This is a genomic window from Pseudomonas sp. NFX71 (assembly GCF_048079215.1).
GTDB lineage: Bacteria > Pseudomonadota > Gammaproteobacteria > Pseudomonadales > Pseudomonadaceae > Aquipseudomonas > Aquipseudomonas fluorescens_B.
In genome coordinates this window covers 5,457,419-5,471,362 of the sequence record NZ_CP182230.1, presented here as the reverse complement: position 1 = coordinate 5,471,362, position 13,944 = coordinate 5,457,419, and the positions used below count along the sequence as shown (strand labels likewise).

At 57.3% G+C, this 13,944-nt stretch carries 14 protein-coding genes; 9 read left to right on the top strand and 5 right to left on the bottom strand.

Going from position 1 to position 13,944, the window contains the following annotated elements; translation table 11 throughout:
• Positions 1 to 18: 18 nt before the first annotated feature.
• On the bottom strand, positions 19 to 1,395 hold the full coding sequence (locus ACM1ZW_RS25475; RefSeq protein WP_416739614.1) for an MFS transporter: 1,377 nt from the start codon (positions 1,393 to 1,395) through the stop codon (positions 19 to 21).
• Positions 1,396 to 1,519: 124 nt separating this feature from the next.
• Between ACM1ZW_RS25475 and ACM1ZW_RS25470 the strand changes: the two genes are divergently transcribed.
• The gene (locus ACM1ZW_RS25470) at positions 1,520 to 2,398 is read left to right on the top strand and encodes a LysR substrate-binding domain-containing protein (RefSeq protein WP_017338948.1); all 879 of its coding nucleotides are present in this window, start codon (positions 1,520 to 1,522) and stop codon (positions 2,396 to 2,398) included.
• 41 nt (positions 2,399 to 2,439) lie between these two features.
• Here the strand turns inward: ACM1ZW_RS25470 and ACM1ZW_RS25465 are convergent, their stop codons facing one another.
• A complete protein-coding gene (locus tag ACM1ZW_RS25465; RefSeq protein ID WP_017338947.1) occupies positions 2,440 to 3,327 on the bottom strand; it encodes a LysR family transcriptional regulator in 888 nt (295 codons plus the stop codon).
• A gap of 131 nt (positions 3,328 to 3,458) precedes the next feature.
• Here ACM1ZW_RS25465 and ACM1ZW_RS25460 point away from each other — a divergent pair, with 131 nt between their 5' ends.
• The 6 genes from ACM1ZW_RS25460 (at position 3,459) to ACM1ZW_RS25435 (ending at position 9,574) form a co-directional block, all read left to right on the top strand.
• Positions 3,459 to 4,286, top strand: a complete 828-nt coding sequence (locus tag ACM1ZW_RS25460) for an FAS1-like dehydratase domain-containing protein (protein WP_017338946.1) — start codon at positions 3,459 to 3,461, stop codon at positions 4,284 to 4,286.
• Between the two features lie 40 nt (positions 4,287 to 4,326).
• Positions 4,327 to 5,487 carry an acyl-CoA dehydrogenase family protein gene (locus ACM1ZW_RS25455; protein ID WP_017338945.1) on the top strand — a complete coding sequence of 387 codons (1,161 nt, stop codon included), beginning with the start codon at positions 4,327 to 4,329 and terminating at the stop codon, positions 5,485 to 5,487.
• Positions 5,488 to 5,497: 10 nt separating this feature from the next.
• Positions 5,498 to 6,850 carry an MmgE/PrpD family protein gene (locus ACM1ZW_RS25450; protein WP_416739613.1) on the top strand — a complete coding sequence of 451 codons (1,353 nt, stop codon included), beginning with the start codon at positions 5,498 to 5,500 and terminating at the stop codon, positions 6,848 to 6,850.
• A gap of 6 nt (positions 6,851 to 6,856) precedes the next feature.
• Complete coding sequence (locus ACM1ZW_RS25445) at positions 6,857 to 8,062, top strand: CaiB/BaiF CoA transferase family protein (RefSeq protein ID WP_416739612.1); 1,206 nt, start codon at positions 6,857 to 6,859, stop codon at positions 8,060 to 8,062.
• Entirely contained in the window at positions 8,059 to 8,883 is an 825-nt protein-coding gene (locus tag ACM1ZW_RS25440) for an HpcH/HpaI aldolase/citrate lyase family protein (protein WP_416739611.1), read from the top strand. Before ACM1ZW_RS25445 ends, ACM1ZW_RS25440 begins: the two co-directional genes overlap by 4 nt.
• Before the next feature lie 100 nt (positions 8,884 to 8,983).
• Positions 8,984 to 9,574: a TetR/AcrR family transcriptional regulator gene (locus tag ACM1ZW_RS25435; protein WP_416739610.1), complete on the top strand. Its 591-nt coding sequence runs from the start codon at positions 8,984 to 8,986 to the stop codon at positions 9,572 to 9,574.
• 64 nt (positions 9,575 to 9,638) lie between these two features.
• On the opposite strand, the gene ACM1ZW_RS25430 is transcribed toward ACM1ZW_RS25435, so the two are convergent.
• Positions 9,639 to 10,766, bottom strand: a complete 1,128-nt coding sequence (locus ACM1ZW_RS25430) for an alkene reductase (RefSeq protein WP_416739609.1) — start codon at positions 10,764 to 10,766, stop codon at positions 9,639 to 9,641.
• Between the two features lie 93 nt (positions 10,767 to 10,859).
• Between ACM1ZW_RS25430 and ACM1ZW_RS25425 the strand changes: the two genes are divergently transcribed.
• Positions 10,860 to 11,243 (top strand): winged helix-turn-helix transcriptional regulator, encoded by a 384-nt coding sequence (locus tag ACM1ZW_RS25425; protein ID WP_017338939.1) that lies wholly within the window; start codon positions 10,860 to 10,862, stop codon positions 11,241 to 11,243.
• An 83-nt stretch (positions 11,244 to 11,326) separates the two neighbouring features.
• Positions 11,327 to 11,617 carry a muconolactone Delta-isomerase gene (gene catC / locus ACM1ZW_RS25420; protein ID WP_017338938.1) on the top strand — a complete coding sequence of 97 codons (291 nt, stop codon included), beginning with the start codon at positions 11,327 to 11,329 and terminating at the stop codon, positions 11,615 to 11,617.
• 72 nt (positions 11,618 to 11,689) lie between these two features.
• Here the strand turns inward: catC and ACM1ZW_RS25415 are convergent, their stop codons facing one another.
• Together ACM1ZW_RS25415 and ACM1ZW_RS25410 are read right to left on the bottom strand one after the other, a co-directional pair.
• Positions 11,690 to 12,853, bottom strand: a complete 1,164-nt coding sequence (locus ACM1ZW_RS25415) for an MFS transporter (RefSeq protein WP_416740845.1) — start codon at positions 12,851 to 12,853, stop codon at positions 11,690 to 11,692.
• Between the two features lie 198 nt (positions 12,854 to 13,051).
• On the bottom strand, positions 13,052 to 13,897 hold the full coding sequence (locus ACM1ZW_RS25410; RefSeq protein ID WP_416739608.1) for a LysR family transcriptional regulator: 846 nt from the start codon (positions 13,895 to 13,897) through the stop codon (positions 13,052 to 13,054).
• Between the last annotated feature and the right edge of the window lie 47 nt (positions 13,898 to 13,944).

The window sequence follows — 13,944 nt, the reverse complement described above, 5'->3', positions numbered from 1 at the left end:
GGTGACGCAAAACAGATATCAGTGGGTCAGAGTTCTTGACCGATAAACCAATGCCAGTGCGGCGATCAGAACCCAGGCATCAAGGGCAAACGCGAACCGTATTGAGAGGTTCCAGTCGCTGACGGCGTGCAGCAAAATCCCGATCACCGCCACACCAGTGAGTGCGCCGATCTGGCGGTTTGCGTTAAGCGCGGCGGCGGCCACGTTGGAGTTAAGGGCACCGCTCACATGCATGACTGTGCTGATGACTGCCGGTATCGCTAACGCCATGCCGCCCGTGCACAGTGCTGCGCCAAGGGCTATCCAGACATAGGCCGCCTTACCGCCGATCAAGGCCGTGGCAAGGGCGCCTGCTACCCCAATGCCTAACCCGCAAAGCATTACCAAACGCTCGCCATACCGGTGTGAAAGATGTCCTGAGGCGTAATTGATGATCGGCACCACGCCCATGATCGGTAGCATCCAAGTGCCGGTTTGCAGCGCCGTGGTGTGATGGAACTGTTGCAGGAACAGGCTGATGAAGAAGATCTCGCCAAATAAGACGAAGTTGATCAGAAACCCCAGCCCGTTGAGGGTCCAAAAATTTTTGTTGCCCCGCAGTTGGATCGGGATGACTGGCGCTGCCGAGACTTTTTCCCGCCAGACCACGGCCAATCCGCCTACTACCGTAACAGCCAGTGCAATTTGGCTGCTCTTGGCGCGCCAGCCGAGCGTGGGGCCTTCAATGAGCACGAAACTGGCACCGCCCAATGCGAGCATAATCAGCAAATGCGTGCTGGGGTTGAAGCTGACCGGGCGGCGAGCAGAAGCGGACAATGTCCACTGGGACAGGAGAATACCGATGATGCCGATCGGTATATTCAAATAGAAAATGCTTCTCCAGCCCAGGGTGTTGACGAGTACACCGCCTACAAATGGTCCGGTTCCTGCTGCCGTACCGACGATGGCGCCCCAGATTCCAACCATTCGCATACGCACACTGCGATCAGGAAATACTTCGCTGAGCAGGCTCAAGGAGCTTGGCATGAACAGCGCGGCACCGATGCCTTGCATGAAACGGGCTACGATCAGCTCCGGCGCAGATGTGGCCAGACTGCATCCTAAAGAGGCCAGAATGAACCAGGCCAGGCCGAGCATGTAAGCCCGCTTGGCTCCGAGCATGTTTGCCAGCGCACCGCCCAGCAGCAGGAATGAAGCAAATGTAAGCGTATAAGCATCAATGACCCAAACCAGGGAGGATAAGGGTACGTCGAACTCGCGTTGCAGATCCGACAGCGCAACGTTCACCACAGTGACATCCAGCATGGCCATGACGAATCCAAGTGCTACTGCCATAAGCACAAGTGCGTTGGATATCACTTTCATGACCGAGGGCCTGGATTCTGATTCATTCATCCACACGCTCCTGATCCGGTTTGTCGGGCCAACTCGATTGGCTTCATGACCCGATATTCGGAGTTTGCTATCAAGAACTCAAACGCATAAAGTTAATGGTATCTAGTAGAAAGGCGAATTCATCATGCAAGCTGGAGACGTTGAAATCGATTTGTTGCGGGCGTTCATCGCCGTGGCGGAAACCGGCAGTTTTACTGCCGCGGCCGACGTGATTTCCCGGTCGCAATCGGCGGTCAGCCAGAAGATCATCCGCCTGGAAGAAGTGCTGGGCCTGCGAGTGTTCGAACGTACCAGCCGTGCGTTGACCCTGACGCCGGACGGCGAACGCCTGCTGGTCGGCGCGCGCAAGATGATGGTGCACTTCGACAGTTTCGTTCGGGAAATAAGGGAACCCGCGGAGGTAAGCCTGCTACGTCTGGGGATCTCGGAAAATCTCGTGCCCACTCAGTTGCCCAAGCTGTTGTCGCGGTTCAGCAAGCTTTACCCCGATGTCCAGCTTGAACTCACAACAGGCCTGAGTAACGACCTGTTGAACGACTACGAAGCCGGCCAGCTGGATGTAGTGATTGCCAAACGCAAGATCAGCAACAGCGCTCAGCGTGGTCGAATCATTTGGCGCGAGCCGCTGGTGTGGATCGCTGCCAAAGACTATGAAATCGAAGCCTCGCGCCCGGTTCGCCTGGTGATGATGCGACCACCGTGTGCCTACCGCGCAATCATGATCGAAGCGATGGCGTCGGTACGACGTGAATGGTCTTCAGCTTGTCTTGCCAGCAACCTGATTGGGGTTCAGGCTGCCGTCGCGGCCGGACTCGGCATTACCGCGCTGGGCACTTCATTCCTGCAGGAAGGCATGCGGATTGTCGAACCCTCGGAAAAATTACCGACGTTGCCAACGACGGAAGTGGCGGTGATCGGTGATGAGTTGCGCACGCAGCATCTGGTCCAGCCTCTGGTTTCGTTGCTGACCGAAGGCTTGATGTCGGGAACCAGTTTGACCTGAGGTCTAAGGCTGCGCGGCCGGATGAACCGTGCAACCTGGTTTCATTGTTGCTCTCGCAAGAGACTGATCAGTGCTTTGACGCATCCTGGCAATGCATCGAAGTCCCGTATGAGAATACTGCGGTCGCGCACCACCCAGGGTTCGTCCAGCTCCAGAATGGCCAGTTTCATGGTTTTGCTATTGCGCAGGGCGGCGGACTCCGGAATCACACCTATACCGACGCCTGCTTCAACCATGCGGCAGACTGCTTCGAAACTGGACAACTGAATTCGCCAGACCAGAGTTTCACCCATCAATTCGGCTTTATCGCGTACAAATGCCTGAAGGGTACTGCCTTCTTGCATGCCGACATGGTGAAAGGCAACGGTATCTCGCAGCCTGATGTGTTTACGCCGGGTCAGTTCGTGCCCCTCGGGCACTATGAGCACCAGTCGGTCAGTGCTGAATTGCAGCACTTGCAGATTTTTCGCCGTCACCGGGCCGGCAATGATACCGATGTCCGTCGAACCATCGAGCACGCCTCGAATGATGTCGCGGGACAACCGTTCCCGCAGGTCCACAGTCACGCCGGGACGTTGTGCGAGGAATCCGGAAAGCAATTCGGGCAAGAACTCCGTGACGGCCGTTGTATTGGCAAAAATACGGATATGCCCGGATGAATCGGCGCCGAACTCGGTGAACTCGGTTTTCAAATACCCCACCTGACGCATGATCAACCGTGCGTGTTGCAGCAGCTTGCTGCCCGCATCGGTCAGTTCGACGCCTTTGCTGTCTCGATACAGCAAATGGTTGTTCAACTGCGCCTCCAGCGCCTTGATACGTACGCTTGCCGCAGCAGGTGACATAAATGCCCGTCGAGCCCCCTGGCTTAAGCTGGCGGCTTCGGCGATGTGAATGAACAGGCGCAGATCAGTCAAATCAAAGTGCATGCCGCAAGTCTCTTCTGATGGTCTTTGGTGTTAATTCTGGTTTAACGAAGGCTTAAAGAAAAGTAGATTCACAGAACACCACGCCACTCGCATCATCGGTCGTAACGCAACATACCGAGGATGCAAATTTGATGAGTAATCACGACCTAAATGCGTGGCTCGGCAACACCGAAGAAGCGACCGACGATTTGGGCGCCAGTCTGCTTAAACGGGTGGCTGCGACTTTCGGCGTGCCACCGCTGAAGCCGGGGGCGGCACTTCCAGCACTGTGGCACTGGTGCTTTTTTCAGGAGCCTGTCGCGCCGTCCGGTTTGGGCGAGGACGGCCATCCGGCGAGGGGTGGATTCCTGCCGCCAGCGGCCCGGCGCAATCGTATGTGGGCCGGCAGCCGGGTCGAATTCATCCAGCCTCTACGCGCTGGAACCGAAGCTTCACGCCTGTCGACCATTACCCGCATCGAGGAGAAAAACGGTCGTAGCGGGCAATTGCTCTTCGTGACGGTAAGCCACGAATTTTCCCAGGGCGGGCAACTGTGCATTCGCGAAGAGCAGGACATCGTCTATCGCGAAATGACGGCGCCGAACCTCGCGCCCGGTGACCCCGCGCCGGTCACACAATGGCACGAAACCGTCTTCCCAGACGCCGTGATGTTGTTCCGTTATTCCGCTATCACGTTCAACGGTCACCGTATTCATTACGACGTGCCTTATGTGGTGGATGTCGAGGGCTACCCCGAAAAAGTCGTCCATGGTCCTTTGATCGCAACGCTGAATTTGCAAGCGTTCCTGCGTGCCCATCCTTACGCCCAACCACGCGCGTTCAATTTCCGCGGTGTGCGCCCTTTGATTGCTCCACAGCCGTTTGACGTCGGTGGAGCCGTTCTCGCGCCTGGCCGTGCGCAACTGTGGGCGAGCAATGACGGTGGTCTGGCACAGATCGCCGAACTGGTTTTCGACTGAGTGGGCAGACTCACTTCCAAGCACCCTGAGAGCGATAGATATGCAAAACAACAATGAAGAACTCAATGCCATTCGTGAAGGTGTGCGAGCGCTGTGCGGGGAATTTAACGCCGCGTATTGGCGCGAAATCGATGAGCGCAAAGGCTTTCCCGAAGCCTTCGTCCTTGCCATGACCCAAGCCGGCTGGTTGTCGGCGATGATCCCCGAAGAATATGGTGGTTCCGGCCTCGGACTGGCCGAAGCGTCAGTGATCCTGGAAGAGGTCAATCGTTGCGGCGGTAATTCCGGCACTATTCACGGACAGATGTACAACATGTTTACCCTGCTGCGCCACGGTAGCGAGAGCCAAAAAAGTTACTACCTGCCAAAGCTCGCCAATGGCGAGTTGCGCCTGCAATCCATGGGGGTTACCGAGCCGACCACGGGAACCGACACCACCAAGATCAAAACCACGGCCGTGCGCAAAGGCGACAAGTACATCATCAACGGGCAGAAAGTCTGGATTTCGCGCATCCAGCATTCCGACCTGATGATCCTGCTGGCGCGCACCACGCCGTTGGCTGAAGTGAAGAAAAAGTCCGAAGGCATGTCGATTTTCCTCGTCGACCTGCGCGAAGCCATCGACAACGGCCTGACCGTGCAGCCGATCGCAAATATGGTCAATCACGAGACCAACGAGCTGTTCTTCGACAACCTGGAAATTCCTGCCGACAGCCTCATCGGCGAAGAGGGCCAGGGCTTCCGCTACATCCTCGATGGCTTGAATGCCGAGCGCACATTGATCGCTGCCGAATGCATCGGCGACGGTCGATGGTTTATCGAAAAGTCGGCGTCGTACGCTCGTGACCGAGTAGTGTTTGGTCGTCCCATCGGCCAGAACCAGGGGGTGCAGTTCCCGATTGCCGAAGCCCATATCGAAATCGAAGCCGCAGACCTGATGCGCTGGCGTGCCTGTGAGGAATACGACAGCGGCATCAATGCCGGTGCCAGCGCCAACATGGCCAAGTACCTGGCGGCGAAGGCTTCCTGGGAGGCCGCCAATGCCTGCCTGCAAACCCACGGTGGTTTCGGCTTCGCCTGCGAGTACGACGTGGAACGCAAATTCCGCGAAACCCGGCTGTACCAGGTAGCGCCCATCTCTACCAACCTGATCCTGTCTTACGTTGCCGAGCATCTGCTCGAACTGCCGCGCAGTTTCTAAGGAGCCTGTCATGAGTCATACACAACAACTGGCGCAGTTCCTCGCGGAACTGGAGTACGCCAGCATCCCGGACAGTGTTCTTGATCGCACTGAAGACTTGTTCCTGGACTGGCTCGGTTCGGCGTTTGCCAGTCAGGGCGCGCACCCGATCCCGCTGTTCGAGCGTTATGCGCAAAAGATGGGACCGGCGCACGGTAACGCCAAAATACTGGTCAATGGTCGCGGCACTTCGGCGTATTTTGCGGCCTTGGTCAACGGTGCATCATCGCATCTGGTCGAGCAGGATGACTTGCATAATAGCTCGGTGCTGCATCCGGCGACCGTGGTGTTTCCGGCGGTGTTGGCTGCCGCGCAGGAGCGCGGCAAATCCGGCCGTGACCTGTTGTTGGCCTCGGTTGCCGGCTATGAGGCCGGCATTCGTATCGGTGAGTTCCTGGGGCGCTCGCACTACCGGATTTTCCACACCACCGCGACCGTCGGTACGCTGGCGTCAGCGGTGGCGGTAGGCAAGCTGCTTGGATTCAACGAGGAGCAGTTCATCAACCTGTTGGGGACGGCAGGCACCCAGGCCGCCGGGTTGTGGGAGTTCTTGCGCGATGCCGCAGACTCCAAGCAACTGCACACGGCCAAAGCCGCTGCTGACGGTTTGCTCGCCGCGTACTTGACTGAAGAAGGTCTATCCGGGGCACGCAATATTCTGGAGGGTGATCAAGGCATGGCTGCAGGCATGTCCAGCGATGCCGATCCGAGCAAATTATCACTGGGCCTGGGCAGTCGTTGGGCATTGCTTGAAACCTCTTTCAAATTCCACGCCTCGTGTCGCCACACCCATCCCGCCGCGGATGCATTGCTGGCCTTGATGCGTGAGCAGAGCCTGACCCACGAGCAGATCGCCAAGGTGGTCACGCATGTCCATCAAGCCGCCATCGACGTGCTGGGCCGAGTCGTCCTGCCAAAAACCGTGCACCAGGCCAAGTTTTCCATGGGCACCGTGCTGGGTTTGATTGCGGTACACGCCAAGGCTGGGCTAACCGAGTTCGACCGGCTGGCGCTGACCGACCCAGAGGTCGCCGCGTTCGCCAAAAACGTCAGCATGGAGCTCGACCTGCAAGTCGACCAAGCCTATCCCCAGCGTTGGCTGGGCCGTGTAGAGGTCACCACAACCGATGGTCGCGTTCTCTTTGGCCGCTGCGATGAGCCTAAGGGCGATCCGGGTAACACGTTATCCCGGCCTGAGCTGGAGGAAAAATTCCGCCAGTTACTGGCGTTTTCCGCAGCCCGAACGCTTGAAGAATCTAGCCTTCTGATTGACCGTGTCTGGGCGTTGCGTGAAGCCCAAGACCTGTCCACCTTCGCGGAGTAGCCGTTCATGAGTCAGCACTTTGATAGATCGCGCCCGCTGGACGGCATCACGGTCGTCAGCCTTGAACACGCGATCGCCGCACCCTTTTGCACGCGTCAGCTGGCGGATATGGGCGCGCGCGTGATCAAGGTCGAGCGGCCCAATGTCGGTGATTTTGCACGCGGATATGACACGCGCACCAACGGTCTGGCATCGCACTTCGTATGGTGCAACCGCTCCAAGGAGAGCCTGGCGCTGGACGTGAAAGCGGAAGGCGCCGACAACGTTCTCGACGCGCTACTGGCTAAAGCCGATGTGTTGGTTCAGAACCTTGCGCCAGGCGCAGCGGCGCGGATGGGATTGTCTTTTGAAGCACTGCACGAAAAGTACCCGCAACTGGTCGTCTGCGATATTTCCGGGTACGGGGAGGGCGGTCCCTACTCGGACAAGAAGGCTTATGACTTGTTGATTCAGAGCGAGAGTGGATTTCTGTCGGTTACGGGCGGTGCGGGTCAGGACGAGATGGCAAAGGCCGGGTGTTCAATTGCAGACATTGCGGCGGGTATGTACGCGTACAGCGGTGTTCTGTCGGCGCTCCTGTTGCGTGGACGTACGGGGCAGGGTAGCCGCGTTGACGTCAGCATGCTTGAAAGCCTGGCTGAGTGGATGAGTTTTCCCCTGTATTACGCTTACGACGGTGCAGCGCCGCCGCCACGCGCAGGCGCTTCCCACGCAACGATTTACCCCTATGGTCCGTTTCCTGCCGGTGATGGCGGGGCGGTCATGCTGGGCCTGCAAAACGAGCGTGAATGGTCGGCGTTTTGTGATCAGGTTCTGCTGATGCCGACTCTCAAACAGGACGAGCGGTTTTGCGCCAACGTCAAACGCTCGGCTAATCGCAAGGCGCTGCGACAAATCATTATCGACACCTTCGCTGATTTAAACGTAACGCAAATCGTCGAGCGGCTGGATCGTGCGCAAATTGCCAACGCCAACGTCAATGACATGCGTGGGTTGTGGAACCATCCCCAACTCAAGGCGCGCAAACGCTGGGTTGATATCGGCAGTCCGGCAGGCGTGTTGCCGGCTTTGTTGCCACCGGCGAGCAATAGTGCGTTCGAACCGCGCATGGGCGCAGTCCCTGCATTGGGCGAGCACAGTGAAGCCATACTCATTGAGCTCGGGTACACCAGCGACGCAATCGCGAAGATGAAACAGGGAGCGGTTATATGAGCAAGCGAAATGGGCCTGCGATCGTCACCGCACTGTTCGTTCCGGGTAGTCGCCCGGAGCGTTTCGCCAAGGCGCTGGCCAGCGGAGCAGGGCGGGTTATCGTTGATTTTGAGGACGCTGTAGAAGAACCGCTCAAACAACAGGCGCGGCAGAACCTGGCGGAGTTTCTACGCAGTCATTGCCAGGCGCGGGTCATGGTACGCATTAATGCTCCTGATCATGCCGAGCATACTGCCGACATTGAATTTTGTGCCCGGCATCCGGGGGTCATCGGCGTGATTCTGCCCAAAACAGAAAGTGTGGATCAGGTCGACGCCTTATCCGTTTGCGCAAAACCCGTGTGGCCACTGATCGAAACGGCCCAGGGACTTCTTGCGCTAGAGCAAATCGTTGGCGGCCCCGGGGTGGAACGCTTGAGTTTCGGTGGCCTGGATCTGGCCCTGGATCTGGGCATCAAAGGTACCGAAGGAGGCGCAACGATCATCGACCATGTCCGCTATCAATTGGTATTGCAAAGCGCGGCAGCAGGTTTGGCGGCACCGGTCGATACGGTTTTTCCCGACATCAGTGACCTCGATGGTTTGTCACACGCTGCGCGACGCGCCCGCGGTATGGGCTTTGATGGCTTGCTGTGTATTCATCCTGCACAGGTGGCAGCAGTCCAGCAAGCATTTGCGCCGGTTAGAGAGGAGTTGGCGTGGGCACGCAAAGTCCTGGCCGCGGCTGAACATGAAGGCGGAGCGTTTCGACTTGATGGCCAGATGATCGATGCGCCGGTACTGCGCCGTGCGCGTCAGGTGCTGGCTCATGAAAGGTCGTAAGCGGTTTTGCCTCAGATACCGAATCGCGCTAACCAGATGGGTGATCGATCTGGGCCGATTACCGGTCTATGCGTAATGGATAAGCAGAGTTCGATCGAGAATGAACGCGGTTTTCAAACAACGGCCTGCATTGTGCGAAGCTGACATTGTGCAGGCGGCCACGCTCTTGATGCTCGACTGTGGTTACAGTGCAATGTCGATGCGTATGTTGGCCAAGACGCTCGGAGTGCACGCGGGTAGTCTCTACTATCATTTTCCTGGCAAGGTTGAGCTGCTCGAGCAGGTGCTCAGCTCAGTGCTGCAACGGCGGCTCGACGATTGGAAAGTTTGCAAACCCAAGCGTCGGGGCGCGCTGGAAAACCTCAATGCGTTTGTGTTGTTCCATTTACAACGCAGCTCAGCGTTCGCCAATGAAGAACGGTTGTTCGAGCGTGAATTGCGCCACGTCGATGATGGATTGCAAACCCGACTGGTTGCACTTCATGGGCGATACTTGGGGGCGCTCAGCGAAATCATTGTTCAGGGCATTCGGCATGGCCAGTTTCAAGTGTGCAATATCGACCTGACTTCGCAGTGTTTACTGTCGATGATCTCGGGTGTCACCAAAACGGTGGGTTCGGTCAATGCAATGGACCGGTCCGTCACCGAATCCATCGCGATGCTTTGCCGAAGGTTGATGCAGACGCAATAGACGCGCTGATCGTGTTTGCGCCCGTCAAATCACACAAAGTGTGATTTGACGGGCGCTTTCCGGCTTACTGAAAAAACGGGAAGTCGGTATAGCCCTTCTCACCGTCGCGTGTATAGAAGGTGTCAGGATGCGCTTCAGCGAGCGGCCAATTGTTTGTCATGCGCTCCACTAAATCTGGATTGGCAATGAAGGGTCTGCCGAAAGCAATCAGGTCTGCCCAGCCTTCATCCAATGCCGCCCGAGCCGAGTTTTGGTCAAATCCTCCACACCAGATCAATGTCCCCTGAAAGGCTTTTCGCACCTTGCGCACCAAGTCGTCACTTAGATTCTTTTCGTTAAACTCACTGTCCACCGTGTTGCCTGCAGGTAACGGTTGGTAAACGACATGCAGATAAGCAATCTCACGGCGATTCAACTCGCTGCACAGGTACAGCAATGTTTCTTCAGCGAATGGGTCAGACGGCATGCTATTGAATTTTCCGAAGGGGGAAACGCGAACGCCGACCTTGCCGGCCCCCAGTTCGCGAATCGCCAGATCGACCACATCCAGCAGCAGGCGCGTGCGTGTTTGAGGTGTCTGCCCCCCGAACTGATCTGAGCGCGTGTTAAGGGTCGAGTTCATGAACTGATCGAAGAGATAACCATTGGCCCCGTGAATTTCCACACCATCAAACTTGGCAGCCCTTGCGTTCCTGAAAGCGAGGGTGAACTCATCGAGCAGATCTGCGACCTCGTCGGTCTCAATCTTGCGCGGCGTATCCGCGGGAACGAAAACCGCCTTGCCGGTACTGTCGTAGATAAATACTTGGGATTGTGCTGCCCGCTCATCGGTCGCACCACGCGGTGCCTCTCCGTTAGGTAGCATTGTATGATGGGCCATTCTGCCGACATGCCAGATTTGCAGAAAAATCGTTCCGCCGTGGAGATGGACTCGGTCGGTTACCAGGCGCCAACCTTGAGTCTGCTCCGCTGTATAAATGCCGGGGGTGCACGCATAGCCATTGCTAGATGCCGAGACATCTGTAGCTTCCGTAATGATCAGGCCAGCGCTCACTCGTTGCGCATAATAGGCCGCCATCAGCGCATTGGGGACATCCCCGCTGGAGGTGCGCGATCGGGTCATGGGGGCCATGACGATGCGGTTTTTCAGTTTAAGGGGACCTCGTGTATAAGCCTTGAACAAGGAGGACATCTGAATTAACTCCAAAGTGGACTGGAGAACCAGATTAGTTAGCGCTTATTCTCCTATCTACACACCCTTTGGTATGCAAGATTTAATCGCCCTATGACCCTGACAAAATTGCTTCCCCGCCTACCCATCGAGCGTGCCCTTGGAATCATTTCAGGACGCTGGAAAGCCGTCATCATCCATGTGTTGCTGGAGGGTCCCAAGCGGACGTGTGAGATAGAGGCGCAAATTGCCGGCATCTCGCAGAAAGTTTTGATTCAACAGCTCAAGGCGCTGGAAGAACACGGTATTGTTTGGCGAAAAACCTATCCTGAAGAGCCGCAACGCGTCGATTACATGCTGACGCCATTGGGGTTGAGTCTTCAGCCGCTGATTTCGTCGCTTCAGGAATGGGGCCAGCAGCACGCGAATGAACAGGGGGATGCCCATCGACTATTATCGTGCGATGCGGTCGTGCGTTCGCTTGATGGCCAGCGGTAGTGCGAGTCTGCCGCTAACTGGAGGTTGAAGGGTGGGAGCAGTTGGCTCCCTCCCCATCGTTCATCAAACTTGAGGAGAGCATCATGCTGTTCCATGTGAAAATGACCGTGAATTTGCCATTCGACATGCCCCCTGAACTCGCCTCCCAGCTCAAGGCTGATGAGGTAGCCTTGGCGAAGCGCCTGCAACAACAAGGGAAGTGGCGTCACCTGTGGCGCATCGCCGGGCACTACGCCAATTACAGCATCTTTGACGTTGACAGCGTGCAGGAACTGCACGACTTGTTGATGCAACTGCCGTTACATCCCTATATGGCAATTGAGGTGGATGCGATCTGCCGGCACCCCGCATCCATTCATGAAGATGATCGCTAGGCTGATGCTGTTCGTGAGTGAGCGTCAAGGCCCATGGTCCTTCTCAACGCGGGCAGTCTCATGAGGGACTCGTCAGTCAGACGCTATCGTCGCGGCCCTCGTGCCGTCCGGCTTCGACGTCTTGCGTACCTGAATCAACAACATCAACACGAGAACGACGTTGACTAGCGCAAGGCCACCCAGGACTATCATGGTCACCGTTGCGCCATAACGCTGCTGCAAGTACCCGCCTGCCAAAGGTGTCAATGCTTGCGCAATCAATGTAGGGCGAGCAATTCGGCCCAGTATGATCGGGTAGATGCGCGCACCGAAAAGCGCCAGGGGCAGAGTGCCGCGAACTATGGAACGAATGCCGCTACCTGCGCCGTAGAGCACGATGCCTACGGCTGCCATCGTAGGAGACATAATCACGCACAGCAGACCCAGTGCGACGAGCACCGAAGAGCCTAACGCGCTCCAGATCGGGTGAGTTTGCTTGCCGATGAACAGGTCGATGGCGCGGGCACCCACTTGGCTGGGGCCGAGCAATGCGGCAATACCCAGGGCTGCAGGGAGCGAGATGCCTTGCGCTTGTAGTATCGCGATCAGTTGCACCGAAATGGCGGTCATGATCACCGAGGCCAGGATGAAGCCCGCGGTCAGTAGCTTGAACATCCTTTCCTGCGCCACGCTCGATAGCGCATGTTCGATGCCTGAGTGCACCTTTGGTGTTTGCACGGCGGGGACGTGCTTGGGAAACACCCACAGGTAGATCGGCAGCACCATCAGCGCAAGTCCAGCGCTGTACACCAGACAGGTTTCCCGCCAGCCGAGGTGCTCGATGAGGATGGCAATCAGTGGCCAGACAATGGTGGTGCAGAAACCCGAAATCAGCGTGATCCGGGTGATCGCACTGCGCGCATTGTCTCCATAGAGTTGCCCCAGCGCGGCAAACAAAGGGTCGTAAAGTCCAACCGCCATACCGATACCAATCACCACCCAGGCCAGAACGAAACAAGGCAGGTTGGGGGCGCTGGCGAGCAAGAACAGGCCCAATGCGATGATGAGGCCACTGCTTGCAAGGACCAGTCGACCACCGATCCTGGCGATCCCGCGGCCGACCATCGGTGCCAGCAGCCCAGAAATTAAAATGCCTAGCGACAGTGAGCCGTACACCCATTGCTGTGACCAGCCCGTGTCCTTGACCACCGGGCCTGCAAGCATCGCCATCAAAAAAAATGAACCACCCCAGACCATAATCTGTGCGATAGCCAACAAAACGGAAGCAACAACCGTTGGTTTTGGGTGCGTGTCGGTCACTGAAATCCTCGAAGGGTATGAATGGAGTGATCGGGCATTCGTGATCCTATTTTTGCCGCTGGATAGTTCCCTTCGCCAGCCTGAAAAAGTGCGGGCAGCGTCCGCAAAAATGCACATCCGTCCCTGTGCACGGGTTCAGTTATCAAAGCAGGATGCGAGAAAACTCATTACCGCCTGCACAGCCGGGGTATAGCGGATGTCGCTATGGACCACTAGCCACACTTCCCGCGCAAAATCCGCTCCCACGGTCTCCATCGCTTGCAGACCGTAGTGGCGACCCAGGAAGTAGGGCAGTGCGGCAACACCGGCGCCTGCTTGAGCGCAGGTGGCCTGGATATTCAGGTCATTGCTGCGCAGCAGGATAGGACGATCACCCGCTTGCGCCTGGAGCCAGTCCTGCTGTGGTGTTTGTTCCATCGTCTCGTCGTAGGCGATGAAAGTCAGGTCCTGCGCGGCGGTGTTGGCCAAATAGTCCGCCGAGCCGTAGAGGTGGAACGGCAACGTCGCAACCTTGCGGGCCACCAGGTCCGGCTCTGTGGGGCGGCTCAGTCGCACAGCTATATCCGCCTCCCGTCGTGATAAGGAAGCGCTGCCCAGGCTACCGATCAATTGCAGGGACAGCTGCGGATGTTTCATGCGCAATTCATTGATGCGGGGCGCGATCAGGGTACAGGCGAGCGCTGGCGGGGCACTGACGATGACTTCGCCGGTATAGCTTTCCTGCCCGGCCAACGCGGTCCGCTGCACCGCGAAGGATTCGCTTTCCATGCGTCGCCCCAGCTGAGCGATACGTTCCCCGTCTTCGGTGATCACGTACGAGCGAGGGCGGCGGTCCACCAGTTTGAGGTTAAGCGAGCCCTCGAGGGCGCTGATGCGGCGCGCCACGGTGGCATGGTCGACCTTGAGCTTGCGTGCCGCCGCCGATAAAGAGTGTTCATGGGCGAAGACAATGAAATAGCGAAGATCCTCCCAGTCAAACATGGGCGTTTTCTCATATGACAGGTGAATAAATGGGGAATTTTTCCCCG

Bases quoted from the DNA above. Each gene is read 5' to 3' on its own strand.
- ACM1ZW_RS25465 (WP_017338947.1), bottom strand. From the start codon at position 3,327: ATGCACTTTGATTTGACTGATCTGCGCCTGTTCATTCACATCGCCGAA.
- ACM1ZW_RS25445 (WP_416739612.1), top strand. From the start codon at position 6,857: ATGAGTCAGCACTTTGATAGATCGCGCCCGCTGGACGGCATCACGGTC.
- ACM1ZW_RS25475 (WP_416739614.1), bottom strand. From the start codon at position 1,395: ATGAATGAATCAGAATCCAGGCCCTCGGTCATGAAAGTGATATCCAAC.
- ACM1ZW_RS25460 (WP_017338946.1), top strand. From the start codon at position 3,459: ATGAGTAATCACGACCTAAATGCGTGGCTCGGCAACACCGAAGAAGCG.
- ACM1ZW_RS25470 (WP_017338948.1), top strand. From the start codon at position 1,520: ATGCAAGCTGGAGACGTTGAAATCGATTTGTTGCGGGCGTTCATCGCC.
- ACM1ZW_RS25455 (WP_017338945.1), top strand. From the start codon at position 4,327: ATGCAAAACAACAATGAAGAACTCAATGCCATTCGTGAAGGTGTGCGA.
- ACM1ZW_RS25430 (WP_416739609.1), bottom strand. From the start codon at position 10,766: ATGTCCTCCTTGTTCAAGGCTTATACACGAGGTCCCCTTAAACTGAAA.
- ACM1ZW_RS25440 (WP_416739611.1), top strand. From the start codon at position 8,059: ATGAGCAAGCGAAATGGGCCTGCGATCGTCACCGCACTGTTCGTTCCG.
- ACM1ZW_RS25415 (WP_416740845.1), bottom strand. From the start codon at position 12,853: ATGGTCTGGGGTGGTTCATTTTTTTTGATGGCGATGCTTGCAGGCCCG.
- ACM1ZW_RS25435 (WP_416739610.1), top strand. From the start codon at position 8,984: ATGAACGCGGTTTTCAAACAACGGCCTGCATTGTGCGAAGCTGACATT.
- ACM1ZW_RS25425 (WP_017338939.1), top strand. From the start codon at position 10,860: ATGACCCTGACAAAATTGCTTCCCCGCCTACCCATCGAGCGTGCCCTT.
- ACM1ZW_RS25450 (WP_416739613.1), top strand. From the start codon at position 5,498: ATGAGTCATACACAACAACTGGCGCAGTTCCTCGCGGAACTGGAGTAC.
- ACM1ZW_RS25410 (WP_416739608.1), bottom strand. From the start codon at position 13,897: ATGTTTGACTGGGAGGATCTTCGCTATTTCATTGTCTTCGCCCATGAA.
- catC (WP_017338938.1), top strand. From the start codon at position 11,327: ATGCTGTTCCATGTGAAAATGACCGTGAATTTGCCATTCGACATGCCC.